This window comes from Delftia sp. JD2 (assembly GCF_001682645.1).
GTDB lineage: Bacteria > Pseudomonadota > Gammaproteobacteria > Burkholderiales > Burkholderiaceae_C > Comamonas > Comamonas acidovorans.
Genome location: NZ_LFJT01000029.1, coordinates 1 through 24,338, shown reverse-complemented (window position 1 = coordinate 24,338; position 24,338 = coordinate 1). Strand labels below are relative to the sequence as shown.

The following is a 24,338-nucleotide window of genomic DNA, read 5'->3' as shown; positions in this document are numbered from 1 at the left end:
CAGGCGGAGCGGGTCAACGGGCCTGGCCCTCGGGCGCAAGAAGGTGGGCCTGCACCGTTTTCAGAATCTCGTCGGACAAGGCTGGATTGGCCGCGACCGTGGCGCGTGCCAGGACCAGGGCGCCCACCATGCTGCTGAGCATGGCCATGGCCTGGGCGCGCTGTGCGGCATCGGGTGCCTGATCGTCGCCAAGTGTGCCGATCACGCGCGCAAATCTGCCGATGTTGCGTTCCACCCCTTCGGCGAACACCGCTGAAAGATCGCCGCCTGCCCGGGCCACGTCCACGGCCAGCGCGGCAGCGGGGCAGCCCTCGCCGGGGCTGTCGCGGTGCTGCGGCGACAGATAGGACTGCACGCGCGCGGCAAGGCTGCCGGCCTGTTCACCCTGCAGGCCGTCCAGCGGCGCGATGGACCAGTCGAAGGCGCGTGCGCAGGCCTCGCGCACCAGCGCATCCTTGGATTCGAAGTGGCGATAGAGCCCGCCGTGCGTGAGCCCCGCGCCGCGCGTCACCTCGGCCACGCCGACGCCGTCCAGCCCGTGCTCGCGGTACAGCCGCGCGGCGGCTTCGAGGATGTCCTGCCGGTTCTGCGCGGCCTGGGCTTTCGTGACTTTCATGTGCGCTGTCCAATGATTGTGGTCGTTATCAAAACACGTTTATGATGACGGCCATCATCATAAATCAGCCACTGCCATGGCCTGTGCGCCATGTTCTGCAGGGGCTGTGCACTCTACAGGGAAGAACCGATGAATGCCTGTTCACTTCTGCGCAGCCTGCTGCCTGGGCCCGCTCCGACCTCCGTACGGTGTGCCAGGAGCGGCTCATGAATACGGCCCATACGGCTGCCCACCTGCCTCGCCGCGTGGTCATCACGGGCATGGGCATGGTCTCGCCGCTGGGGCGCGGCACTGAATTGGCCTGGCGCCGGCTGCTGTCCGGCGCATCGGGCCTGAGCCGGCTGCCCGAGGATCTGGCGCCCGATGTGCCGGGCCAGGTGGCAGGCCAGGTGCCCGACCTGGCCCGGGACCCGGAAGGCGGCTGGGACATCGATGCCGTGGTCTCGCCCAAGGACCAGCGCAAGATGGACCGCTTCATTCCGCTGGCGCTGGACGCTTCGGACCAGGCCCTGGCCCAGGCCGGCTGGCAGCCGGCCAGCGAGCAGGAACGCACGCGCACGGCCTGCATCATTGCCTCGGGCATCGGCGGCTTTGGCGCCATTGCCCAGGCCGTGCGCACCACGGACAGCCGGGGGGTGTCGCGCCTGTCGCCCTTCACCGTGCCGTCTTTCCTGGTGAATCTCGCGGCCGGCCATGTGTCGATACGCCATGGACTCAAGGGCCCGCTGGGTGCGCCGGTCACGGCCTGCGCGGCCAGCGTTCAGGCGATGGGCGACGGCCTGCGCATGATCCGTTCGGGCGAGGCCGATGTGGCGCTGTGCGGCGGCGCCGAGGCTGCCATCGACCGCGTGAGCCTGGGTGCGTTCGCGGCGGCCAAGGCCCTTTCCACGGGATACAACGACCGCCCCGAAGAGGCCTCGCGCCCCTTCGACACAGGCCGCGACGGCTTTGTCATGGGCGAGGGCGCGGGCGCCCTGGTGCTGGAGGGGCTGGACCACGCCCTGGCGCGCGGCGCCGTGCCGCTGGCCGAAGTCGTGGGCTACGGCACCAGCGCCGATGCCTATCACATCACCTCTGGCCCGGAGGATGGCGACGGCGCGCGCCGCAGCATGGCGCAGGCGCTGGCCATGGCGGGGCTGTCGCCGGATCAGCTGCAGTACCTCAATGCCCACGCCACCTCCACGCCCGTGGGCGACCGCGGCGAGCTGGCGGCCATGCGCTCCCTGTTTGGCGAGGGCAGCGGCGTGGCGATCAGCTCCACCAAGTCGGCCACGGGCCATTTGCTGGGCGCGGCGGGCGCGGTGGCGGCCATCTTCACGGTGCTGGCGCTGCGCGACCAGATGGCGCCGGCCACGCGCAATCTCGTGGAGCCCGATCCCCTGGCCCAGGGGCTGGACCTGATCGCCGGCGCGGCAAGGCCCTGGGCCATGGAGCATGCCCTGGTCAACGGTTTCGGCTTTGGTGGCGTCAACGCCTCGCTGGTGCTCAGGCGCTGGCAGGGCTGAGCGAGGAGGGTGGGTCTGGGGGCCGGTGCTACGTGTAGCGCTTGGCCCGCAGGTTGTTCTTCATCTGCTCCAGCGCAGGCTGCAGGGCCGGGCCGATGCGCAGCGCCACGCAGGTGGCCAGCACGTCGATGACCAGCAGGTGCAGCAGGCGCGACACCATGGGGCTGTAGCGGTCGTAGCCCTCGGGATGGTCGGCGGCCAGATGGATGTGGCAGGCCGAGGCCAGGGGCGAGCCGCTGGCGGTGATGGCAATCGTGGTGGCGCCGTTCTTGCGCGCGATGTCGGCGGCGTCCATCAGGTCGCGCGTGCGGCCCGAGTTGGAGATGATCACCGCGCAGTCGCCGGGCCCCAGCAGGGTGGCGCTCATCACCTGCATGTGGCCGTCGCTGGTGGCCAGGCTGGTCACGCCCAGGCGAAAGAACTTGTGCTGCGCGTCCTGCGCCACGATGCCCGAGTTGCCTGCGCCGTAGAACTCGATGCGCCGGCCCGTCTGCCAGGTCGAGGCGATGGCCTGCGCCGCCTGCTCTATGGCCGTGGTGCTGGCTGCATTGCGGTACTGCAGGAAGGCGGCCACGGCGTTGTCCACCACCTTGACCATCACGTCGCTGGTCTTGTCGTCGGTGTCCACGCTGCGGTGGATGAAGGGCACGCCCTCGCTGACGCTGCCGGCCAGCTTGAGCTTGAAATCGGCCAGGCCGTCGTAGCCCATGCTGCGGCAAAAGCGCACCACCGTCGGCTTGCTGACATGGGCGCGCTCGGCCAGTTCGCGCACCGGCTGCCGTGCGAAGGCCCGTGGATCGGCCAGCACCAGGCGGGCCACGCGTTGTTCGGCGGGAGCAAGCGAGGGCAGCGAGGCGGTGATGCGGTCCAGCATTAGGCGGTGGGCGTTGTTCTGTGGGTGAAGGGAAGCGGTTGCCGCAAGGCAGGTCCAGCGCGCATTTTGCATGAGCGGCAGCCTTCGCTTACTTTCCTGACGCCGATGCAAACCATGCGCGCGCATACACTCGGAGGATTTGCCGGTACAACCGCACCGCCCTGGTGCGATGCCGCCCCTCGCCAGGCTCCCGCCCAAAGGATGTTCCATGAACCAGCTTGATGCGCTTCGACAGTACACGACCGTGGTGGCCGATACCGGCGACTTCCACCAACTGGCCCAGTTCCAGCCGCGGGATGCGACCACCAATCCCTCGCTCATCCTCAAGGCGGTGCAAAAGCCCGAGTACGCACCGCTGATGCGTGCCACCGTGGCCCAGTACAAGGGCCGCAGCCTCGACGAGGTCATGGACCGCATGCTGGTGCGCTTCGGCTGCGAGATCCTGAACACCATTCCGGGCCGTGTCTCCACTGAAGTCGATGCGCGCCTGTCCTTCAATACCTCGGCCACCGTGGCACGTGCCGAGCGCCTGATCGAGCTGTACCAGGCCGAAGGCGTGCACATCGACCGCGTGCTCATCAAGATCGCCTCCACCTGGGAAGGCATCGAGGCGGCGCGCCAGCTGGAGCTGCGCGGCATTCACACCAACCTCACGCTGCTGTTCTCGTTCTGCCAGGCCGTGGCCTGCGGACAGGCCAAGGTGCAGCTGATCTCTCCCTTCGTGGGCCGCATCTACGACTGGTACAAGAAGCAGGCCGGCGCTCAGTGGGACGAGGTCGCCATGGCCGGCGCCAACGACCCCGGCGTGCGTTCCGTGCGCGCCATCTACGAGCACTACAAGCACTTCGGCATCGCCACCGAGGTCATGGGCGCGAGCTTTCGCAACACGGGCCAGATCGTGGCACTGGCCGGCTGTGACCTGTTGACCATCGCCCCCGAACTGCTGGCCCAGCTGGGCGCCAGCGATGCGCCGCTGGCGCGCGCCCTGGACCCCGAGGCGGCGCGGACCCTGGAGCTCGATCCCGTGCACTACGACGAGGCCGGGTTCCGCCTGGCCCTCAACGAAGACGCCATGGGAACCGAAAAGCTGGCCGAAGGCATCCGCGCCTTTGCTGCCGACACGCGCAAGCTCGAAGCATTGATGCAGCAGGCCGCAGACTGATTGGATGAAGACCTTGCCCGTTCTGTGCAATACCTTGCCGGCATGGCCGGCACTTGAAAGCCATTTCCACGAAGACATCCAGACCCTGGATCTGCGCCAGGCCTTTGCCGCGGACGCGGGCCGGCTGGACGCGCTGAGCCAGCAGGCGCCCCATGTCTTTGCCGACCTGTCCAAGAACCTCTGGACCGAGCGCACCGAAGAGCTGCTGCGCGAGCTGGCGCAGCAGGCCGGCGTGCTGGCCCAGCGCGACGCCATGCTGGCCGGCGAGCCCGTCAACTGCACCGAGGGCCGTGCCGTCATGCACTGGCTGCTGCGCATGCCGCGCGACGGCGGCCAGCTGCGCCACTGTGCCACCGTGCAGCAGTGGCAGCCGGCCATGCACGAGGCGCTGGGCCAGGTGCACGAGACGCTGGACGCCATGCTGGCCCTGGCCGAGCAGGTGCGTGGCGACGAGGGCATCACCGACATTGTGAACATCGGCATCGGCGGCTCGCACCTGGGCCCCGAAGTGGTGGTCAATGCGCTGGAGGACTGGGTCGATGCGGGCAAGAATTTCCATTTCGTCTCCAACGTCGATGGCCATGAGCTCGGCCATGTGCTGCGCCGCGTGCGCCCGCACAGCACGCTGTTCCTGATCGCCTCCAAATCCTTCACCACGGCCGAGACCATGCTCAACGCGCACTCGGCGCGCCGGTGGTTCCTGGAGCAGGGCGGTAGCGAGGACCCGCAGGCCGCGTGCTCCATCGACCGGCACTTCGTGGCGCTCACCACCAATGTGCAGGCCGCAGCCGACTTCGGCATCCGCCGCACGCTGGGATTCTGGGACTGGGTGGGCGGGCGTTTTTCGCTGTGGTCGGCCATCGGCCTGCCCGTGGCCATTGCCATCGGAGCGGCGCAGTTCCGTGCGCTGCTGGGTGGCGCCCATGCCATGGATGCGCATTTCTTTTCCTCGGGCGTGGAGGGCAACCTGCCGCTGCGCCTGGGCCTGCTGGACGTCTGGTACCGCGATTTCTGCGGCTTGTCCAGCCGCTGCATTGCCCCCTACAGCCATGGCCTGCGGCGGCTGACCGCCTACCTGCAGCAGCTGGAGATGGAGAGCAACGGCAAGGGCGTGACGCGCGACGGGCAGACACTGCCCGTGCGCACGGCACCCGTGATCTGGGGCGAGCCCGGCACCAATGGCCAGCATGCCTTCTTCCAGATGCTGCACCAGGGCCAGGACGTGATTCCCGTGGAGTTCATCGCGCTGCGCGACGGCGGCAAATACCTGGGCGCCCACCACCAGAGCCTGGTCGTCAACGCCATTGCCCAGGCCCAGGCCCTGATGGAGGGGCGCCACGGCGAAGAAGGGGCAGAGCGCCATTGCGCGGGCAACCGGCCCAGCAGCTTCCTGCTGCTGCAGCAGCTGGACCCGGCATCGCTGGGCGCCCTGATCGCGCTGTACGAGCACCGTGTCTTTTCCGCAGGTGCGGTCTGGGGCATCAACAGCTTCGACCAGTGGGGCGTGGAACTGGGCAAGCACCTGGCGCGCCAGCTGCATGCGCGCCAGGACAGTGGCGACTGGCAGGGCGTCGATGCCTCGACGCAGGGCCTCATGCACCGGCTTGCGGCAGGGTCGGCCGGCTGACTGGGCGCGGCGGGCCTGGGGCCACCGCGGCGCACCAGCAGGGTGCCGGGTCATGTGGGTGGAGCATGACCTTCTTCCATTTCATCGTTATGCACAGGCGCCTGATTGCTCGATAGTTGATGCAATCGCCTTGACGGCGGCCCTGCCTGGAGGCAGCCGGTGACGGCGGCACGGCAGGGTGGAGGCGCAGTGCGCCTTCGGACCTGCAACAACTATCCAAGGAGACCCTCGATGCGATTCGTACTGGCCCATGTGGCGATGGCATGTGTGGTGGCGGCAACTGGCGCTGCCCATGCACAGGAGGCGGCCGGCACGCTGGACAAGATCCAGAGCACAGGCAAGGTGGTGATGGGCGTGCGCGAAAGCTCGGCGCCCATGGCCTATGCCTTCGGGACCACGCAGAAGTACGTGGGCTACCACGTGGAGCTGTGCGAGAAGGTGCTGGCGCAGATCGTGCCCAAGGCCAAGATCGAGTACATGGCCCTGACCTCGCAGAACACCATGCCCCTGGTGCAGAACGGCACCGTGGACATCGGCTGCGGCCCGACCACGAACAACCTCGCGCGCCAAAAGCAGGTGGCCTTTGCCGTGACCACCTACGTGAGCCAGGTGCGCATGGCCGTGCGCGCCGACTCGGGCATCACCTCCTTCAAGCAGCTCGACGGCAAGCCCGTGGCGGCCTCGGCCGGCACGACCGCCGTGCAGCTGCTGCGCAAATACGGGCGCGACAATGGCGTGAACCTGCCCACCTCGCTGGGCAAGGACCATTTCGAGAGCTTTCTGATGCTCGAATCGGGCCGTGCCGATGCCTTCGTGCTGGACGATAACCTGCTGGCCGGCGTCATCGCCAACTCCAAGAACCCTGCAGGCTTCAAGATCGTGGGCGAGGTGCTGGGCTCCGAGCCCATCGCCATCCTGTTCCGCCGCGATGACCCCGCCTTCAAGAAGGCCGTGGACGACGTGCTGGTGGGCATGATGGCCTCGGGCGAAGTGGCGAAGATCTACGACAAGTGGTTCGTGCAGCCCATTCCGCCCAAGAATGCCCCGCTGAACCTGCCCATGAGCGACCTGCTCAAGCAGCTGCTGCAAAAGCCCAACGACAAGCCGCTGGAATCCTACGCGCAGCAGTGATTGCGGGCTGAGTCCAGCTCCATCACCGCCCGCGCCAGCGCCTGGATGCCGGCATCGATCTGATCGATGGCAATGGAGGACAGGCGCAGCCGGAAAAAGGGGCAGGGCTGGCGCGGCGTCGCAAAGAACGCGCTGCCTGCCTCGATCAGCACGCCGTGGCGGCGCGCCACGGCGGCCAGCGCATCGGCGTCCAGCCACGGCGGTGCCTGCACCCACAGCGATGCGCCGCCCTGGGGCTGGCGGAAGATGAAATCCGGCAGGTGCGCGCGCAGCGAGCGGTCCACCTGCGCCACGCGTTCCAGCATGGCCTGGTTCACGCGGCGCGCATGGGCCTCATGGTGGCCCAGCGACAGGAACAGCGCATAGGCGTGCTGCAGAAAGGCGCTGGGGTGGCGCACCATGGCATGGCGCAGCACGCGCAACTCGTCGATCAGCGCGCGCGGCGCGACGATATAGCCCAGCCGCAGCGCGGGCGACAGGCTCTTGGACAGCGAACCCACATAGATCACACGCCCGCTCTTGTCCAGGCTCTTGAGCGCGGGCATGGGCGTGCCCTGGTAGAGGTTCTCGGCCTCGTAGTCGTCCTCGATGATCACGAAATCGCCCTGCTCGGCGCGGCGCAGCAGCTGCTCGCGCCGCTGCAGGCTCAGCGTCACGGTGGTGGGGCTCTGGTGCGAGGGCGTGACGAACAGATAGTCCAGCGGCGGCAGGCCATCGACCACCACGCCTTCCTCGTCCACGGCCACGGGCACCCAATGGGGGCGGCGCAGCGAAAAGGTGTTGCGCGCATGCGGGTGGCCGGGCTCCTCGAAGCCCAGGCGCTGCGAGGGGTCCAGCAGCGCGTCGGCCAGCAGGTAGAAGGCCTGCTGCGCGCCCACGGTGACCAGGATCTCTTCCTTGAGCGCGAACACGCCGCGCCGGGGCAGCAGGCGCAGGCGGATCTGCTCGATCAGGTCGGGCACGTCGTCGGTCTCGAAGTCCGGCGTCCAGTGGGGCAGCTGGGCGCGCGCCAGGCTGCGCGTGCAGCATTCCCGGAAGCCTTCGGTGGGAAACAGCGCGGGATCGTGCATGCCGTAGACGAAGGGGTAGGGGTACTCGCGCCACTGCAGCGGCTTGGACAGCGTATGCCTGTCCGTCAGCGAGCGCAGCACGCGTGCAGACCAGTCCGGTGCGGGCTCCCCGGGACTTGTCGCAGGCAGGGCCAGGGCGCCGTCCACACCAGCCAGGCGCGAATCCCGGGCCACGAACACGCCGCTGCGCGGGCGGGCTTCCAGAAAGCCTTCATCCACGAGCTGCTCGTAGACCGTGGTCACGGTATTGCGCGACACCTCCAGCAGGCGCGACAGCTCGCGCGAGGGCGGCATGGCCGCGCCGGGCGGCAGGCGGCCTTCGAGGATGGGCTGGACCAGGGCCAGGCGCAGGCGGTCCTTCAGGGGAAGGCCGGGCTGCTCGGGCAGCGCGAACAGGCGGGCCCACTGGTGGCGTGGGTCTGTGGCGGAAGGGGTGCTCATGGCGCAACGGAGGCAATCGGGGGGCGTTCTTGGCGCGGCCGGGCAGAGGGCGCGCGGTCGGCGCCATGTTGCGGTGCGGGTGCGGGCAAGTAAAGGTTTGGGCCGGCCGACGCGGGTAAACACCGGGCCTCTGGCTCCTACGTTTGGACGGCTGTGGCCCCCGCGGCCCGCGCCCTTGTTGCGTATTCTGGATTGAAGGCAGCGAGCCGCGCGGCCTGGCGATCCAACGAGGGAGACAGTCCATGCACACCATCACTTTCCGACGCCGCGCCCTGGCGGCCCTGGCCCTGGCCGGCGCGCTGGCGGGCCTGGCGGCCACGCCGCTGCAGGCCCAGGCTCAGGAGCCGCAGCGCGGCGGCACCCTGATCGTGGGCAGCACCCAGGTGCCACGGCACCTGAACGGCGCCGTGCAATCGGGCATTGCCACGGCCATGCCTTCCACCCAGCTGTTCGCCAGCCCGCTGCGCTTCGATGACCAGTGGAAGCCCCAGCCCTACCTGGCCGAGTCCTGGAAGCTGGCCGAGGACGGCAAGTCGCTGACCCTGAACCTGCGCAGGAATGCCGTGTTCCACGATGGCAAGCCCATCACCTCGGCCGACGTGGCCTTCTCCATCATGGCCATCAAGGCCAACCATCCGTTCCAGACCATGCTGGGGCCCGTGGAGAAGGTGGACACGCCCGACCCTTACACGGCCATCATCCGCATGAACGCGCCGCATCCGGCCATCCTGCTGGCCATGAGCCCGGCGCTGGCGCCCATACTGCCCAGGCACATCTATGGCGACGGTGCCGACCTCAAGACGCATGCGCGCAACAGCGCCGACGTGGTGGGCTCGGGGCCGTTCAAGCTGACCGAGTTCCGCGCGGGCCAGCGCATCGTGATGGAGCGCTTCGACAAGTTCTTCCTGCCGGGCCGCCCCTACCTGGACAAGCTGGTCTTCAACATCGTGCCCGACTCCTCCAGCCTGCTGCTGAGCCTGGAGCGCGGCGACGTGCAGATGGTGCCCTACCTGCAGGCCTCCATCGACCTGAAGCGCCTGTCCACCAACCCCCAGATCACGCTGACCGGCAAGGGCTTCGAGGGCATAGGCTCGATCAACTGGCTGGCCATCAACACCGACAGGAAGCCGCTGGACGATGTGCGCGTGCGCAAGGCCATTGCGCATGCCATCGACAAGAACTTCATCACCAAGGCGCTGATGGGCGGCTTTGCCACCGTGGCCGACGGCCCCATCGTGGCGGCCAGCCCCTTTGCCTCGGCCGACCTGGTGCGCTATCCGCTGGACCTCAAGAAGTCGGCGGCCCTGCTGGACGAGGCCGGTCTCAAGCCCGGCGCCAACGGAGAGCGCTTCAAGATCACCATCGACTACCTGCCGGGCACGGACGAGCAGCAAAAGAACGTGGCCGAGTACGTGCGTGCCCAGCTCAAGAAGGTCGGCATCGCCGTCGATGTGCGGGCCTCGGCCGACTTCCCGGCCTGGTCCCGGCGGCTGGCCACGCACGACTTCGACCTGTCCATGGACATCGTCTTCAACTGGGGTGATCCGGTCATCGGCGTGCACCGCAGCTACCTGTCCACCAACATCAAGCCCGTGGTCTGGACCAACACCCAGTCCTACCGCAATCCCAAGGTGGACGAGCTGCTGAACACGGCCAGCAGCACGCTGGACACGGCCGAGCGCAAGAAGCTCTATGCGGCCTTCCAGAAGACCGTGACCGACGAGCTGCCGGTGATCTTCATCAACAACTCGCCCTACCACACGGCCGCGCGCAAGAACGTGGGCAACCTGCCGACCACGGTCTGGGGGCCGGCCTCGCCCTATGACGAGATCTTTCTGAAGTAGTCGGGGAGGTGCAGTCCATGGCTTTTCTTCGCACACTCCTCAAGCGGCTGCTGCAGGGCCTGGCGCTGGTGCTGGCCGTGGTGGTGCTGAACTTCATGCTGGTGCATGCGGCGCCCGGCGATCCCGTGGAGACCATTGCCGGCGCCAGCGGCGGCATGGAGCCCGAGCTCATGGCCGAGCTGCGCACACGCTACGGGCTGGACCGGCCGCTGCCCGTGCAGCTGGGCATCTACCTGGCGCGCGTGGCCAGTGGTGATCTGGGCTACTCCTACTTCTTCAACCTGCCGGTGGCGCAGATGATTGCCGAGCGCGTGCCCGCCACCTTGCTGCTGGTGCTGGCCGCCGTGCTCACGGCCTTCGTGGTGGGCACGCTGCTGGGCGTGCTGTCCTCGCGCCGGCCCAACGGCCTGCTGTCGCAGTGCATCACCGTGCTGTCCCTGGTGGGCTTTGCGGCGCCCGTGTTCTGGACCGGCATGCTGCTGGTGCTGGCCTTTGCCTCCTGGTGGCCCGTGCTGCCGGTGTCGGGCATGCGCTCGGCCGATGCCGCAGGCGGCGCAGGCCTTGCCGACCTGCTGGACGTGGCCCGGCACCTGGTGCTGCCTGCGCTGACACTGGCCCTGGTCTACCTGGCGCAGTACAGCCGGCTGTCGCGCTCGTCCATGCTGGACGTGCTGGGCGCCGACTACATCCGCACGGCGCGCGCCAAGGGCCTGGCTGAGCATGTGGTGCTCTACCGCCATGCGCTGCGCAACGCGCTGCTGCCCGTGGTGACCATGCTGGGCCTGCAGTTCGGCAACGTCATGGCCGGCGCCATCATCGTCGAGACGGTCTTCAACTGGCCGGGCCTGGGCCGGCTGGCCTTCGACTCGGTGCTGCGGCGCGACTACCCGACCATCCTGGGCGTGCTGCTGTTCTCCTCCATCGTCGTGGTCGTGATGAACCTCGTCACCGACCTGTGCTACCGGCTGATCGATCCCCGCATCAAGGCGGCCTGAGACCATGAATGCCATCACACCACCTTCCGTGTCCGTGCCGAGCGTCGCCGCGCCGCAGGCCGCAGCCCATGCCGAGCACCCGGCGCGCGAAGCGCTGCGCATGTTCCTGCGCAATCCCTCGGCCATTGCCGGCATGGCCATGCTGCTCATCGTGCTGCTGGTGGCCATCGCCGGCCCCTGGATCTGGCCTGCGGACCCGTTCGAGATCCGCACCATGCCGCTGAGCCCGCCGTTCAGCGAGGAGGCCTGGCTGGGCAGCGACCAGCTGGGGCGCGACGTGCTCACGGGCATCATCCACGGCGGCCGCGCCACGCTGATGGTGGGCGCCTTCGCGGCTTTGCTGTCGGTGTGCATCGGCGTGACGCTGGGGGCGATGGCGGGCTACTACGGCGGCCGCGTCGATGCCCTGCTGATGCGCGTGACCGAGTTCTTCCAGGTGCTGCCCGCACTGCTGTTCGCCATGGTCGTGGTGACGCTTTTCTCGCCCTCGCTGGTGACGGTCACGCTGGCCATCGGCAGCGTCAGCTGGCCGGCCACGGCGCGGTTGACGCGGGCCGAGTTCATGCGCATCCGCCAGCTTGAATTCGTGCGCGCGGAGAGCGCCATCGGCGCGCGCCACGGCCGCATCATCTGGAAGGTGATCCTGCCCAATGCGCTGCCGCCGCTGGTGGTGTCGGCCACGCTGGCCGTGGGCGCCGCCATCCTGTTCGAGGCCGGCCTGTCCTTCCTGGGCCTGGGGGACCCCAACCAGATGAGCTGGGGCCTGATGATCGGGTCGGCCCGCCAGTACCTGCTGTCGTGCTGGTGGGCCGTGGCCTTTCCCGGTGCCGCCATCTTCGTCACCGTGCTGGCCGTCAGCCTGATCGGCGATGGCCTCAACGATGCACTCAACCCCAAGCTGAGGGAGCGCTGATGGACACCGACACCCCCCTGTTGCAAGTCAGCGGCCTGCGCGTGGCCTTCCAGGGCCGGCGCGGCCAGGCGACGGTGCTCAACGGCGTGGATTTCGATCTGCGCGCGGGCGAGACCCTGTGCGTGGTCGGCGAATCCGGCTGCGGCAAGAGCATGACGGCGCTGGCGCTGCTGCGCCTCATTCCCTCGCCTCCGGGCCGCATCACGGGCGGGCAGGTGCGCTTCCAGGGCGAGGACCTGGTGGCCGCCGGCGAGGCCCATATGCGCCAGGTGCGCGGCAACCGCATCTCCATGATCTTCCAGGAGCCGATGACCTCGCTGAACCCGGTGCTCACCGTGGGCGAGCAGATCGCCGAGCCGCTGCGCCTGCACGCCGGCCTGGACGCGGGCGCCGCGCGCCAGCGCGCCGTGGAAATGCTCCGGCAGGTCGGCATCCCCGCGCCCGAGCGGCGCGTGCACGAGTACCCGCACCAGCTGTCGGGTGGCATGCGCCAGCGCGTGATGATCGCCATGGCCCTGGCCTGCCGGCCCGACATCCTGATCGCCGACGAGCCCACCACGGCGCTGGACGTGACTGTGCAGGCCCAGATCTTCGACCTGCTGCGCGAGCTGCAGCGCGACAAGGGCACGGCCATCGTGCTGATCACGCACGACATGGGGGCCGTGGCCGAGATGGCCGACCGCGTCATGGTCATGTATGCGGGCCGCGTGATCGAGCAGGGCCGCTGCGAGCAGGTGCTGTCGGCGCCCGCCCATCCGTACACGCGCGGCCTGATCGCCTGCCTGCCCGAGCTGGGCAGCAGCCAGGCAGGCGGGCGCACCGAGCTGCCCGAGATCCCCGGCGTCGTGCCCTCGATCTGGGAGTTGGGCAGCGGCTGCGCCTTTCGTGCGCGCTGCCGTGAGGCCCAGCCGCGCTGCGCCAGCGAGGCGCCGCCGCTGACCGCGCTGGATGATCCATCCCACGGCGTGGCCTGCTGGCTGCACGCTCCCGCTTCCCGCATCCGCGCCCACACGGAGGCCCTGGCATGAACGCACGCATGGACGATACCCTCTTGCAGGTGGACGATCTCCAGGTCCACTTTCCGCGCCCGGGCAAGGGCCTGTTCGGCAGGCCCGAGGTGGTCAAGGCCGTGGACGGCGTGTCCTTCAGCCTGCGGCGCGGCAGCACGCTGGCCGTGGTGGGCGAGTCGGGATCGGGCAAGACGACCACGGCGCTGGCCGTGATGCGCCTGGCGCCCGTGACGGCAGGCCGCATGCAGCTGGGCGATACCGACCTGGGCGGCCTGTCGGGCGAGGCCCTGCGCCAGGCGAGGCGGCGCATGCAGATCGTGTTCCAGGACCCGTTCTCCTCGCTGAATCCGCGCCAGCGCGCGGGCGATGCGGTGCGCGCTCCGCTGGACCTGATGGACGTGGGCACGCCGGCCGAGCGCGAGGCGCGCGTGGCCGAGCTGTTCACCCAGGTCGGCCTGCGGCCCGAGCAGCGCCAGCTGTTCCCGCACCAGTTCTCGGGCGGCCAGCGCCAGCGCATCAACATCGCGCGCGCCCTGGCCACGCGGCCCGAACTGGTGGTCTGCGACGAACCCGTGTCGGCGCTGGACATCGCCATCCGCGCCCAGATCCTCAACCTGCTGGCGCGGCTGCAGCGCGAGCTGGGCCTGAGCTACCTGTTCATCTCGCACGACATGGCCGTGGTCGAGCACATCTGCGACGACATCGCCGTCATGTACCTGGGCCAGATCGTGGAGCGCGCACCGCGCCAGGCCTTCTTCGCGCGGCCGCTGCATCCCTACAGCGTGGCCCTGATGTCGGCCGTGCCCACGGTGCGCGGCGGGCGCGAGCGCGCGGCGCGGCGCATCCGGCTGGCCGGCGACCCGCCCAGTCCCATCAACCCGCCTGTGGGCTGCCGCTTCGCCGGGCGCTGCCCCGTGGCCGTGCCTGCGTGCTCGGCCGAGGCACCCCCGCTGCGCGAAGCCGCCCCCGGCCACTGGGTGCGCTGCATCCGCGTGGACCACATCGATGGCGTGCCGCGCGCGCCGCTGGCCCTGTGAACCCGGAGCACCCGCCACCATGAGCATCACTGTCTACGCCGCCCGCAAGATCATCACCATGAACCCCATGCAGCCCGAGGCCACGCACGTGGCCGTGCGCGATGGGCGCATCCTCGCGGTCGGGGACCTGGCGCGCTGCACGGCCTGGGGCGAATGCCGCATCGACGAGCGCTTTGCCGACCAGGTGCTGCTGCCCGGGCTGGTGGAGGGCCACTGCCACCTCAAGGAAGGCAGCATGTGGGATTGGACATACACGGGCTGGTTCGACCGGCGCGACCCCGATGGAAAGACCTGGCCCGGCCTGCGCTCCATGGATGCCGTGGTGGACCGCCTGGCCGAGGTGGCGGCGCGCATGGATGCGCAGGGCCTGCCGCCCGGCCAGCCGCTGATCGCCTGGGGGTTCGATCCCATCTACTTTGGCGGCGAGCGCATGACGGTGAAGCACCTGGACCGGGCCGCAGGAGGCCGTCCCATCGTGATCTCGCACGCCAACGGCCATTTGATGAACGTCAACAGCGCCATGCTGCGCCTGGCCGAGATTACGCGCGACAACGAGGTCGAGGGCGTGGTGCGCTTTGCGCCCGGCCACTCCCTGGCCGGCGAGCCCACGGGCGAGCTGCAGGAGCCGGCCGCCATGTTTCTGGTGCTGCGCAAGATCGGCAACGCCGGCCTGCTGGCTCCCATGACCGAGGCGGGCGTGCGCTCCTTTGCGCGCCTGGCCTGCCGCCAGGGCGTGACCACGGCCACCGACCTGGTCAACAGGCTGGGCGAGCAGGACTGCCGCGTGCTGGAGGCCACGCTGGCCGATGACCAGGTGCCCATCCGCATCCTGCCCGCCTTCCAGGCGTTTCACGGCACGCATGGCGCCGAGGCCGGTGCCGAGCATGTGCGCACGCTCATGGCGCGCAACACCGACCGCCTGCGCTACGGCCTGGTCAAGATGATGCTGGACGGCTCCATCCAGGGCTTTTCGGCGCGGCTGCGCTGGCCCGGTCACTACAACGGGGCGCCCAACGGCATCTGGGTCACGGCGCCCGCGCAGTACGAGGCCGATTTCGAGACCTACCACCGCGCAGGCCTGCTCATCCATACGCACACCAATGGCGACGAGGCCAGCGAAGCCGCCATCGACGCCATAGGCCGCGTGCTGGCCCGCGCGCCCCGGCCCGACCACCGCCACACGCTGCAGCATGGCCAGATGATCGATGCGCCGCTGTTTCGCCGCATGGCGGCGCTGGGCCTGTGCGCCAACCTGTTCGCCAACCACCTCTGGTACTGGGGCGACCAGCACTACGAGATGACCATGGGGCCGGACCGGGCCATGCGGCTCGATGCCTGCGCCAGCGCGCTGGCCGCCGGCGTGCCGCTGGCCATCCATTCGGATGCGCCCGTCACGCCGCTGGGGCCGCTGTTCACCGCCTGGTGCGCGGTCCACCGGATCACGCCCAAGGGCCGCGTGCTGGGCGCGGCCGAGCGCCTGACCGTGGCCCAGGCCCTGCATGCCGTCACGCTGGGCGCGGCCTGGACACTGAAGATGGACCACGAGATCGGCAGCATCGAATGCGGCAAGCGCGCCGACTTCTGCGTGCTGGAGGACGATCCGCTGTCCCTGGACCCCATGGTGCTCAAGGACCTCCGGGTCTGGGGCACGGTGCTGTCGGGGCGCGTCTTCAAGGCGGCATGACATGGGACAGCGGCTGCCGTTCACGGTCATCGGCGGCTTCCTGGGCGCCGGCAAGACCACGCTGCTCAACCACTGGCTGCGCCATGCGGATGGCCAGCGGCTGGCCGTGCTGGTCAACGACTTCGGTGCGCTCAACATCGATGCAGGCCTGATCAAGGCCCACAGCGGCGACACCATCGCGCTGACCAATGGCTGCGTGTGCTGCCAGATCGGCGATGACCTGTCCATGGCCCTGATCGGCGTGCTGCAGCAGCGCGAGCGCTTCGACGCCGTGGTGGTCGAGGCCAGCGGCGTCTCCGATCCCTGGCGCATTGCCCAACTGGGCCTGGCCGATCCCGCACTGGCGCTGGACGGCGTCATCGTGGTCGTCGATGCCGCTGCCCTGCCCGGGCAGGCGGCCGATCCGCTGCTGGCCGACACGCTGCAGCGCCAGGTGGCCCGGGCCGATCTGGTCATCGTCAACAAGACCGATCTGGCCGATGCCCGGACCCTGGAGCGCGTGCACGGCTGGATAGCCAGCCACGCGCCAGCCGCGCAACGCTGCGATGTGCACGAAGCCCGGGTGCCCGTGGGGCTGCTCAGCGGCGCAGCCCTGCTGCGTGGCGTGCGGGAGGTCTCATGGGGTGCCGGCACTGCGCGCCCCATGCATGGCCGGCAGTTCGAGACCTGGTCCTGCCAGCCGCCCGGGACGTTGTCCGAGACGGCCCTGCAGGCGTGGCTGCAGGCCATGCCGGCTGGCGTGCTGCGGCTCAAGGGCGTGGTGCAGACCGGGGCGGGCCATTGGAGCGAGCTTCAATTTGCCGGGCGCAGCGGCCGGCTGCGCGCCGCATCAGCGCCCGTGCAGCAGCAGGTGCCCGCCATCGTGGCCATCGGCCTGGCCGGGCAGTTGCCGGTGGCCGCGCTGCAGGCGCTGGTGGCAGGCGCTGCGGGCGTCAGGGCTGCGGGCCGTCCCGCATGAAATCCTGGGCCGCCTGCTGCAGCCACTCGCGCAGGCTTTGCAGCGGCGGGTAGTTGCCGCGGCTCGTGGGCCAGGCCAGGTAGTAGCGCTCGGCGCTTTCCATCTCGGGCAGATGGGGCAGGGCACGCACCAGATCGCCCTGGGCCAGTTCCCGCTCGATCAGAAAACGCGGCAGCAAGGCCACGCCCACGCCGGCGATGGCGGCCTGGGCGGCGGTGGCGAACTGGTCGAACAGCATGCCCTGGCCCTCGGCCATGGGCGCATGGTGCACGGACAGCCAGCGCTGCCAGGCATCGGGGCGCGAGGCCAGGTGCAGCAGCGGCGCCTGCAGCAGGTCCTGGGGCTGGGCAAAGCCATGCTGGGCCAGCAGGGCGGGGCTGCAGGCAGGCACCACGGTCTCGCTCATCAGAAAGGCCAGCTCGGCGCCCGGCCAGTGCGGCAGGCCGAAATGGATGGCGGCGTCCACGGCTTCGAGCTGGAAGTCGAACTGGGACAGCCGCGTCGTCAGGTTGATGGTGATGCCCGGGTGGGCGCTGAAGAACTGCGGCAGGCGCGGCGCCAGCCAGCGCGTGCCGAAGGTAGGCAGGATGGCCAGGTTCAGGCTGCCGCCGCGCGGGTTGGCCCGAAAGCCCAGCGTGGCGGTGGAGATGCGCATCAGCGCGCCGCGTATCTCCTGGGCATAGGCTTGGCCGGCCGGACTGAGCCGCACGGTCTGGCGCTCGCGCACAAAGAGCTCCGCCTCCAGCCGCTCCTCCAGCGCTCGGATCTGGCGGCTGACGGCGCTTTGCGTCAGGTGCAGCTCGGCCGCAGCTGCCGTGAAGCTCTGGTGCCGGGCCGCCGCCTCGAAGGCGCACAGCAGGGACATGGGGGGCAGGAAACGGCGGGACAGCAGCATGGCAGAGGGCGGTGGGGCAATCGTGGGAGGGGCATTCTGTTTGGGAATGACCTATGGGCCTGATTATCGTTTGACCAGGCTCAAGGCGCAGACCTAGCATGCGTGCCAGGAATCCACCCCGCCGCAGGGCTGCCCTGTGGCTCCAACTTCAGTCCCCACGAGCACCATGTCCTCTACGCCTGCCCACACCTTCGTGCCCTCCGACGAGATCCGCGCACGGTTTTCCAGCGCCATGTCCGAGATGTACCGCGATGAAGTGCCCCAGTACGGCACGCTCATCGAACTCGTGGCCGACATCAACCAGCGCACCCTGCAGGCCGAGCCCGCGCTGCTGGCCCGGATGCAGCGCAGCGGCGAGCTGGCGCGCCTGGGCGTGGAGCGCCACGGCGCCATCCGCGTGGGCACGGCGGCCGAGCTGTCCATGCTGCGCCGCCTGTTCGCCATCATGGGCATGGAGCCCGTGGGCTACTACGACCTGTCGGTGGCCGGCGTGCCCGTGCACTCCACGGCCTTCCGCCCCGTGGGCGATGCGGCGCTGCTGGCCAACCCTTTCCGCGTCTTCACCTCGCTGCTGCGCCTGGACCTGATTGCCGACGAGGCGCTGCGGGCCCAGGCGGGCGCCATCCTGGCGCAACGCAGCATCTTCACCGAACGCGCGCTGGCGCTGATCGCCCAGGCCGAAGCCCATGGCGGCCTGGCCGACGCCGATGCCGACGCATTCGTGCGCGAGGCACTGGAGACCTTCCGCTGGCATAGCGAGTCCACCGTGGACGGCACCACCTACGACGCGCTGCACAAGGCCCACCGCCTGATCGCCGACGTGGTCTGCTTCAAGGGCCCGCACATCAACCACCTGACGCCGCGCACGCTGGACATCGACGCGGCCCAGGCCGCCATGCCCGCACGCGGCATGGACGCCAAGGACGTGGTCGAAGGCCCGCCGCGCCGCGCCTGCCCCATCCTGCTGCGCCAGACCAGCTTCAAGGCGCTCAAGGAGACCGTGCGTTTTGCGGGCGATGCCACGGGCGCGGGCTCGCACACGGCGCGCTTCGGCGAGATCGAGCAGCGCGGCGTGGCGCTCACGCGCAAGGGCCGCGCGCTCTACGACCAGCTGCTGGCCCAGGTGCGCGACATGGGCAGCGCAGGCAGTGCCGCGCCCGACTACGGCAGCCGCCTGGCCCAGGTCTTCGAGGCTTTCCCCGACACCCATGAGCAGCTGCGCCGGCAAGACCTGGCCTTCTACCGCTTCACGCTGAGCGACGAGGGAGCCGCCCTGGCCGCAGGCGAGGCCGCAGCGGCCGCCGCCTCGGACCTGGACGCCCTGATCGCCCGCGGCCTGGCCCAGGCCGAGCCCATCGTCTACGAAGACTTCCTGCCCGTGAGCGCGGCCGGCATCTTCCAGTCCAACCTGGGCGGCGAAGAGCAAAAGCAGTACGCGGCCCATGCGGCCCAGCAGGCCTTCGAGGCCGACCTGGGTGCCCGCGTGCATGACGAGATCGCGCTGTACGAGCAGGCCCAGCAGCGCTCCATCGACCAGCTGCGCAGCGCGCTGCGCGGCCAGGCCACCAAGGTCGCCGCATAGGCGCCGACCCGGGCTGAGCCCGCCACCGTTGATCCCCTTCCCCGGGGCGCATGCACAGGCGCCAGGCCTGCGCGTGCGCCCCTTTGTTTTTGCCATTTGCCGGAGGCCTTCATGAGCACCGCAGACCAGGGCGCGTCGTCGCCCACCGCCCATCTGTTCAACCCGCTGTTCGCACAGCCCGAAGGCTCGCCGATCCGCGAGCTGTTTCCCTACCTGAGCCGTCCCGGCATGCTCTCGCTGGCCGGAGGCTATCCATCGCCCACCCTGTTCGATGCCGAAGGTTTGCAGCAGGCCGCCATGGCCGCGCTGCAGCAGGATGCTGCCACCAGCCTGCAGTACGGCGCCAGCGAAGGCCAGCTGCCGCTGCGTGAAGCCCTGGCAGCGCTGTGCGCCACGCGCGGCATTGCCTGCACGCCGGCCGACATGATCGTGACCACGGGCTCGCAGCAGGCCTTCGACCTGCTGGTCAAGGTGCTGGTCGAGCCCGGCGATCCGGTGCTGGTCGAAGTGCCCGCCTACCCGGCCACGCTGCAGACCCTGAAGCTGGCCCAGGCACAGGTCGTTGCCGTGCCCACGGACGAGCAGGGCCTGGACACGGAGGCCCTGGCCCGCCTGCTGGCGCAGTGGCCCCATGCGCGTGCCCCCAAGCTGCTCTATACCGTGCCCAACTTCTCCAACCCGGGCGGCACCCTGCTGCCCGCGGCGCGGCGCACGGCCCTGGTGGAGCTGGCGCGCCAGCATGGCTTTGTCATCGTCGAGGACGACCCCTATGGCGAGCTGCGCTTTACTGGCCAGCGCGAACCGTCGATCTACGAAACGGGCCTGGCGCTGTGCGGCGCCCAGGCCAATCCCGTGGTCTACCTGTCCAGCCTGTCCAAGACCGTGGCGCCTGCGCTGCGCATCGGCTGGATGCTGGCCGACGCCCAACTGCTGCGCCGCTGCACCATCGCCAAGCAGACGGCCGATCTGTGCACCTCGCCGCTGGCGCAGATGATCGCCGCGCACTATCTGCGCTCGGGCCGCTATGCGCCCCAGCTGGCCCAGGCCTGCGCCGAGTACGCGGCGCGCATGGATGCGCTGTGCTCTGGCATGCAGTCGGCGCTGGGCGATCAGATCCGCTTCGTGCGGCCTGCGGGCGGTATGTTCGTGTGGGCCCAGCTGCTGCCGCCGCAGCGGCTTGCGGGCGATTCCCAGGCCCTGGCCCGTGCGCTGTTCACGGCAGCGGTGGAGCAGGGCGTGCTCTATGTGCCGGGCAAGGCCTTCTTCCCGGCCGATGCGGCAGACAAGGCCGGCCTGTGCATGCGCCTGTCGTATGCGGCGCCCACCGTGCCCCAGATCACCGAGGCCGTGGCACGCCTGGGCCGGGCCTGGGGCCAGGCCGTGTCCTGAAAGACATAGGCAAAAGCGTTCATGCAATGACAAAGGCCGCCCGAGGGCGGCCTTTGTCTTGCTGGGCAAACCGGGCATGGCGCAAGGCCTGCCCGGTTGCGGCGGGCAATTACATGCCCATGCCGCCCATGCCACCCATGCCGCCCATGTCGGGCATGGCAGGGCCGCCTTCAGCCTTGGGAGACTCGGCGATCATGGCTTCGGTCGTCAGCAGCAGCGATGCCACGGAAGCGGCGTTCTGCAGGGCCGTACGCGTCACCTTGGTCGGGTCCAGGATACCCATTTCCAGCATGTCGCCGTAGGTGTCGTTGGCAGCGTTGAAGCCGTAGTTGCCCGAGCCGTTCAGCACGGCGTTGACCACCACCGAGGGCTCGCCACCGGCGTTGGCCACGATTTCGCGCAGGGGCGCTTCGATGGCCTTCATGATCAGCTTGATGCCGGCGTCTTGCTCGGCATCGCCGGTCTTCAGGTCGCCCACGGCTTGCTTGGCACGCAGCAGAGCCACGCCGCCGCCGGCCACGATGCCTTCTTCCACAGCAGCGCGGGTAGCGTGCAGGGCGTCTTCAACGCGGGCCTTCTTTTCCTTCATTTCGACTTCGGTGGCAGCGCCAACCTTGATCACGGCAACGCCGCCAGCCAGCTTGGCCACGCGCTCTTGCAGCTTTTCGCGGTCGTAGTCGCTGGTGGCTTCTTCGATCTGGATGCGGATCTGCTTGACGCGGGCTTCGATTTCAGCAGCTTGGCCAGCACCGTCGATGATGGTGGTGTTTTCCTTGCCGATTTCGATGCGCACTGCCTGGCCCAGGTCTTCCAGGGTCACCTTGTCCAGCGCCAGGCCCACTTCTTCAGCGATGACCTTGCCGCCCGTCAGGATGGCGATGTCTTCCAGCATGGCCTTGCGGCGGTCGCCGAAGCCAGGAGCCTTGACAGCCACAACCTTCAGGATGCCGCGGATGGTGTTGACCACCAGCGTTGCCAGGGCTTCGCCTTCGACGTCTTCTGCAATGATCAGCAGGGGACGGCCGGCCTTTGCCACGGCTTCCAGCGTGGGCAGCAGGTCACGGATGTTGCTGATCTTCTTGTCGAACAGCAGCACGAAGGGGTTGTCCAGCAGGGCAACCTGCTTTTCAGGGTTGTTGATGAAGTAGGGCGACAGGTAGCCGCGGTCGAACTGCATGCCCTCGACGACGTCGAGTTCGTTGGCCAGCGACTTGCCTTCTTCAACGGTGATCACGCCTTCCTTGCCGACCTTGTCCATGGCTTCGGCAATGATGCTGCCCACGGATTCGTCGGAATTGGCGGAGATCGAGCCGACCTGGGCGATTTCCTTGGAGGTGGTGGTGGCCTTGGATTGCTTCTTCAGCTCTTCCACCAGGGCGGCGACAGCCTTGTCGATGCCGCGCTTGAGGTCCATGGGGTTCAGGCCGGCGGCCACGTACTTGGTGCCTTCGCGGACGATGGCCTGTGCCAGCACGGTGGCGGTGGTCGTGCCGTCACCGGCGATGTCGTTGGTCTTGGAGGCCACTTCCTTCACGAGCTGGGCGCCCATGTTCTGCAGCTTGTCCTTGAGTTCGATTTCCTTGGCGACCGAGACACCGTCCTTGGTCACGGTGGGGGCGCCGAAGGAGCGCTCCAGCACCACGTTGCGGCCCTTGGGACCCAGGGTGACCTTGACCGCGTTGGCCAGGATGTTCACGCCTTCAACCATGCGGGCGCGTGCTTCGCCGCCGAAAACTACGTCTTTTGCTGCCATTTCAATTCTCCGGATTCAGTTGGAAAGTGCGGTTTCGAAGCGCGGATTACTTTTCGACGACTGCGAACAGGTCGTCTTCCTTCATCACCAGCAGTTCGTCGCCATGGACCTTGACGGTCTGGCCGCTGTACTTGCCGAACAGAACGCGGTCGCCGACCTTCACGTTCAGAGCGATCACTTCGCCCTTGTCGTTCTTCTTGCCGGGGCCCACTGCCAGCACTTCGCCCTGGTCGGGCTTCTCGGCGGCATTCTCGGGGATCACGATGCCCGAAGCCGTCTTGGTTTCGTTCTCGAGGCGCTTCACGATCACGCGATCGTGCAGGGGACGCAGGTTCATACCAACTCCTAAATCATCAACAAAGTTGAAACAAAGACTTGCCGGCCCGGCGGGCCGGCATTCGAAGCAATGTGGGACAGAGGACTGTTAGCACTCATACCCAACGAGTGCTAATAATAAGGCAATTCGGCCAGGATTCAAGGGGTAGGGTCGATGTGCCGCAGTGTGTAACGACGCCTCACATGCTTTTGCGCCACGGATTCCCGGTGGGTGTTGGCTCATCGCTCGGCCAGCACTATGGCAAGACGTGGCATCTGCGGAGCCCGCGCCGATGGAGTTCCTGCGGCGCGCCGCTGGGGGCCAGAGTCTTGGTTGAGGGATGTCCAGGCGCTAGAATGGGAATGAATCTCATTCATCAATTCATGCGATCTGCGCACATGTTCAGGGCGCCCCTCCCCGTCGTTGTCCATCCGATGCGTGGGGCCCCCGGCGCCACGGATCGGTTGCCCATCTGCGCGTTGTGCCTCACCTCCAGACTTTCATCACTGACGAATGCAGTGCCCTTGCGGGTTCACGGTCGGCTGCTGCATTCCTCCCGGGCGCAAAGGCCAGGGGATGAAACGCAATCCGGTCTCCGCAGCGCGGGGTGAGCCGATACCTGGGCGCCAGACTCCAGAGGCTCCCCTGGTTGCGCTCTATACGCTTTGGCGCACGCCTGTGATGCGCATGTTGCGCCGACACTTTCGAACCACTGCAGCGGTCGAGGACGCGGCGCAGGAAGTGTTCGCGCGGGTGGCCGCCACGGGCAGGAATCTCGAGCCCGGGCAGGAGCAGCCCTATCTGCGGCAGACCGTGCGCAGCGTGGCGGCACGCGACTGGGAAAAGGGCCCGGAGGCGCACGGGCTCCAGAGTGTTCCGTATGACGACTGCCAGCAAGAGCTGCTTGCCATCTCTGCCGAGGGCTTCGGAGACACCGAGCGTCAAGCCGAGAGCCGCCAGCGGCTGACGCGGCTGCACGAGGCGATCCAGGAACTGCCGCCGCGGCAGCGCGAAGCCTTCATTCTTCAACGGATCGAGGGGCGCACCGTTGAGGAAACCGCCGATTGCATGGGGATCAGTACACGGATGGTGGTGAAGCACCTGGGCCGGGCCGTCGGCTATTGCGAGACGCGCATCCTGTTCGCAAGTGCCACTCAGATGAGGCGCCTGCAGGCCCTGCAGGGCACACTGGACGCCGAAGAAGACAACGACGACGAATGCGCCGCCCCACCGGCGCAGGGCAAAAGAGCATGAGCGCAGAGCCAGGCCATTCCCGGTTGCAGGACCTCCCGCCCGAGCAGGTGCTTGGGCTCAACCATCGCGCGGGCGAGTGGTATGTGCGTCGCCAGCAGCCCGGCTGGTCGGGCGCGGACGAGCGCGCTCTCGACGAGTGGCTGGCGCAGGACCCGGCCCATCGCGAGGCCATGGACGGTGTCGGCCGCGCCTGGCGTGAAGCGGAGCAACTCAAGGCCATGTTCCCGGCGGTCTACGGGAGCAACCCGCCAGCGGCTGCCGCCCGCGAAGCGCCGCGCGCCG

Annotated in this window: 21 protein-coding genes; 15 read left to right on the top strand and 6 right to left on the bottom strand. The window is 68.6% G+C overall.

What is annotated here, in order from left to right; genetic code table 11:
- Positions 1-13: 13 nt before the first annotated feature.
- On the bottom strand, positions 14-616 hold the full coding sequence (locus ACM14_RS16715) for a TetR/AcrR family transcriptional regulator (RefSeq protein WP_065346779.1): 603 nt from the start codon (positions 614-616) through the stop codon (positions 14-16).
- Between the two features lie 206 nt (positions 617-822).
- Between ACM14_RS16715 and fabF the strand changes: the two genes are divergently transcribed.
- Positions 823-2,121, top strand: coding sequence for a beta-ketoacyl-ACP synthase II (gene fabF / locus ACM14_RS16710; RefSeq protein ID WP_065346778.1), 1,299 nt, complete (start codon positions 823-825; stop codon positions 2,119-2,121).
- Positions 2,122-2,149: 28 nt separating this feature from the next.
- Here the strand turns inward: fabF and ACM14_RS16705 are convergent, their stop codons facing one another.
- Complete coding sequence (locus tag ACM14_RS16705; RefSeq protein ID WP_016448717.1) at positions 2,150-2,995, bottom strand: MurR/RpiR family transcriptional regulator; 846 nt, start codon at positions 2,993-2,995, stop codon at positions 2,150-2,152.
- A gap of 208 nt (positions 2,996-3,203) precedes the next feature.
- Between ACM14_RS16705 and tal the strand changes: the two genes are divergently transcribed.
- The 3 genes from tal to ACM14_RS16690 all read left to right on the top strand — a co-directional run bounded on the left by tal (position 3,204) and on the right by ACM14_RS16690 (position 6,915).
- The gene (gene tal, locus ACM14_RS16700) at positions 3,204-4,157 is read left to right on the top strand and encodes a transaldolase (protein WP_065346777.1); all 954 of its coding nucleotides are present in this window, start codon (positions 3,204-3,206) and stop codon (positions 4,155-4,157) included.
- 4 nt (positions 4,158-4,161) lie between these two features.
- A complete protein-coding gene (gene pgi, locus ACM14_RS16695) occupies positions 4,162-5,784 on the top strand; it encodes a glucose-6-phosphate isomerase (protein WP_065346776.1) in 1,623 nt (540 codons plus the stop codon).
- A 231-nt stretch (positions 5,785-6,015) separates the two neighbouring features.
- A complete protein-coding gene (locus ACM14_RS16690) occupies positions 6,016-6,915 on the top strand; it encodes a transporter substrate-binding domain-containing protein (protein ID WP_012207470.1) in 900 nt (299 codons plus the stop codon).
- Here ACM14_RS16690 and ACM14_RS16685 read toward each other — a convergent pair.
- Positions 6,900-8,426, bottom strand: a complete 1,527-nt coding sequence (locus tag ACM14_RS16685) for a PLP-dependent aminotransferase family protein (protein ID WP_065346775.1) — start codon at positions 8,424-8,426, stop codon at positions 6,900-6,902. The two genes, ACM14_RS16690 and ACM14_RS16685, sit on opposite strands and share 16 nt — an antisense overlap.
- A gap of 242 nt (positions 8,427-8,668) precedes the next feature.
- On the opposite strand from ACM14_RS16685, the gene ACM14_RS16680 reads away from it, so the two are divergent.
- Genes ACM14_RS16680 through ACM14_RS16650 form a run of 7 tightly spaced genes read left to right on the top strand, consistent with a single transcriptional unit; the run spans position 8,669 to position 16,867 of the window.
- Positions 8,669-10,270, top strand: a complete 1,602-nt coding sequence (locus ACM14_RS16680; RefSeq protein WP_017406085.1) for an ABC transporter substrate-binding protein — start codon at positions 8,669-8,671, stop codon at positions 10,268-10,270.
- A gap of 17 nt (positions 10,271-10,287) precedes the next feature.
- On the top strand, positions 10,288-11,265 hold the full coding sequence (locus ACM14_RS16675; RefSeq protein WP_012207467.1) for an ABC transporter permease: 978 nt from the start codon (positions 10,288-10,290) through the stop codon (positions 11,263-11,265).
- 4 nt (positions 11,266-11,269) lie between these two features.
- The gene (locus ACM14_RS16670; RefSeq protein ID WP_043790046.1) at positions 11,270-12,178 is read left to right on the top strand and encodes an ABC transporter permease; all 909 of its coding nucleotides are present in this window, start codon (positions 11,270-11,272) and stop codon (positions 12,176-12,178) included.
- The gene (locus tag ACM14_RS16665) at positions 12,178-13,206 is read left to right on the top strand and encodes an ABC transporter ATP-binding protein (RefSeq protein ID WP_065346774.1); all 1,029 of its coding nucleotides are present in this window, start codon (positions 12,178-12,180) and stop codon (positions 13,204-13,206) included. Before ACM14_RS16670 ends, ACM14_RS16665 begins: the two co-directional genes overlap by 1 nt.
- Positions 13,203-14,225, top strand: a complete 1,023-nt coding sequence (locus ACM14_RS16660) for an ABC transporter ATP-binding protein (RefSeq protein ID WP_065346773.1) — start codon at positions 13,203-13,205, stop codon at positions 14,223-14,225. Before ACM14_RS16665 ends, ACM14_RS16660 begins: the two co-directional genes overlap by 4 nt.
- Positions 14,226-14,244: 19 nt before the next feature.
- Positions 14,245-15,909, top strand: a complete 1,665-nt coding sequence (locus ACM14_RS16655; RefSeq protein ID WP_065346772.1) for an amidohydrolase — start codon at positions 14,245-14,247, stop codon at positions 15,907-15,909.
- Between the two features lies 1 nt (position 15,910).
- Positions 15,911-16,867: a GTP-binding protein gene (locus tag ACM14_RS16650; protein WP_065346771.1), complete on the top strand. Its 957-nt coding sequence runs from the start codon at positions 15,911-15,913 to the stop codon at positions 16,865-16,867.
- Here the strand turns inward: ACM14_RS16650 and ACM14_RS16645 are convergent.
- Positions 16,842-17,762, bottom strand: coding sequence for a LysR family transcriptional regulator (locus ACM14_RS16645; protein ID WP_012207461.1), 921 nt, complete (start codon positions 17,760-17,762; stop codon positions 16,842-16,844). The genes ACM14_RS16650 and ACM14_RS16645 overlap by 26 nt on opposite strands.
- A gap of 166 nt (positions 17,763-17,928) precedes the next feature.
- Between ACM14_RS16645 and ACM14_RS16640 the strand changes: the two genes are divergently transcribed.
- Positions 17,929-19,344, top strand: coding sequence for a VOC family protein (locus tag ACM14_RS16640; protein WP_034397069.1), 1,416 nt, complete (start codon positions 17,929-17,931; stop codon positions 19,342-19,344).
- Positions 19,345-19,455: 111 nt separating this feature from the next.
- A complete protein-coding gene (locus ACM14_RS16635) occupies positions 19,456-20,733 on the top strand; it encodes a PLP-dependent aminotransferase family protein (RefSeq protein WP_065346806.1) in 1,278 nt (425 codons plus the stop codon).
- 109 nt (positions 20,734-20,842) lie between these two features.
- Here the strand turns inward: ACM14_RS16635 and groL are convergent, their stop codons facing one another.
- On the bottom strand, positions 20,843-22,486 hold the full coding sequence (gene groL / locus ACM14_RS16630; RefSeq protein ID WP_013800679.1) for a chaperonin GroEL: 1,644 nt from the start codon (positions 22,484-22,486) through the stop codon (positions 20,843-20,845).
- Between the two features lie 46 nt (positions 22,487-22,532).
- Positions 22,533-22,823 carry a co-chaperone GroES gene (locus ACM14_RS16625; RefSeq protein ID WP_012207457.1) on the bottom strand — a complete coding sequence of 97 codons (291 nt, stop codon included), beginning with the start codon at positions 22,821-22,823 and terminating at the stop codon, positions 22,533-22,535.
- Between the two features lie 555 nt (positions 22,824-23,378).
- On the opposite strand from ACM14_RS16625, the gene ACM14_RS16620 reads away from it, so the two are divergent.
- Together ACM14_RS16620 and ACM14_RS16615 are read left to right on the top strand one after the other, a co-directional pair.
- Positions 23,379-24,056, top strand: coding sequence for an RNA polymerase sigma factor (locus tag ACM14_RS16620; RefSeq protein ID WP_065346770.1), 678 nt, complete (start codon positions 23,379-23,381; stop codon positions 24,054-24,056).
- Positions 24,053-24,338 (top strand): FecR/PupR family sigma factor regulator (locus ACM14_RS16615; protein WP_175403281.1); only part of this gene is annotated, 286 nt, incomplete at its 3' end. The genes ACM14_RS16620 and ACM14_RS16615, both read left to right, overlap by 4 nt.

Coding starts and splice junctions, on each gene's coding strand:
- ACM14_RS16715 (WP_065346779.1), bottom strand. CDS start 616: ATGAAAGTCACGAAAGCCCAGGCCGCGCAGAACCGGCAGGACATCCTC.
- fabF (WP_065346778.1), top strand. CDS start 823: ATGAATACGGCCCATACGGCTGCCCACCTGCCTCGCCGCGTGGTCATC.
- ACM14_RS16705 (WP_016448717.1), bottom strand. CDS start 2,995: ATGCTGGACCGCATCACCGCCTCGCTGCCCTCGCTTGCTCCCGCCGAA.
- tal (WP_065346777.1), top strand. CDS start 3,204: ATGAACCAGCTTGATGCGCTTCGACAGTACACGACCGTGGTGGCCGAT.
- pgi (WP_065346776.1), top strand. CDS start 4,162: ATGAAGACCTTGCCCGTTCTGTGCAATACCTTGCCGGCATGGCCGGCA.
- ACM14_RS16690 (WP_012207470.1), top strand. CDS start 6,016: ATGCGATTCGTACTGGCCCATGTGGCGATGGCATGTGTGGTGGCGGCA.
- ACM14_RS16685 (WP_065346775.1), bottom strand. CDS start 8,426: ATGAGCACCCCTTCCGCCACAGACCCACGCCACCAGTGGGCCCGCCTG.
- ACM14_RS16680 (WP_017406085.1), top strand. CDS start 8,669: ATGCACACCATCACTTTCCGACGCCGCGCCCTGGCGGCCCTGGCCCTG.
- ACM14_RS16675 (WP_012207467.1), top strand. CDS start 10,288: ATGGCTTTTCTTCGCACACTCCTCAAGCGGCTGCTGCAGGGCCTGGCG.
- ACM14_RS16670 (WP_043790046.1), top strand. CDS start 11,270: ATGAATGCCATCACACCACCTTCCGTGTCCGTGCCGAGCGTCGCCGCG.
- ACM14_RS16665 (WP_065346774.1), top strand. CDS start 12,178: ATGGACACCGACACCCCCCTGTTGCAAGTCAGCGGCCTGCGCGTGGCC.
- ACM14_RS16660 (WP_065346773.1), top strand. CDS start 13,203: ATGAACGCACGCATGGACGATACCCTCTTGCAGGTGGACGATCTCCAG.
- ACM14_RS16655 (WP_065346772.1), top strand. CDS start 14,245: ATGAGCATCACTGTCTACGCCGCCCGCAAGATCATCACCATGAACCCC.
- ACM14_RS16650 (WP_065346771.1), top strand. CDS start 15,911: ATGGGACAGCGGCTGCCGTTCACGGTCATCGGCGGCTTCCTGGGCGCC.
- ACM14_RS16645 (WP_012207461.1), bottom strand. CDS start 17,762: ATGCTGCTGTCCCGCCGTTTCCTGCCCCCCATGTCCCTGCTGTGCGCC.
- ACM14_RS16640 (WP_034397069.1), top strand. CDS start 17,929: ATGTCCTCTACGCCTGCCCACACCTTCGTGCCCTCCGACGAGATCCGC.
- ACM14_RS16635 (WP_065346806.1), top strand. CDS start 19,456: ATGAGCACCGCAGACCAGGGCGCGTCGTCGCCCACCGCCCATCTGTTC.
- groL (WP_013800679.1), bottom strand. CDS start 22,486: ATGGCAGCAAAAGACGTAGTTTTCGGCGGCGAAGCACGCGCCCGCATG.
- ACM14_RS16625 (WP_012207457.1), bottom strand. CDS start 22,823: ATGAACCTGCGTCCCCTGCACGATCGCGTGATCGTGAAGCGCCTCGAG.
- ACM14_RS16620 (WP_065346770.1), top strand. CDS start 23,379: ATGAAACGCAATCCGGTCTCCGCAGCGCGGGGTGAGCCGATACCTGGG.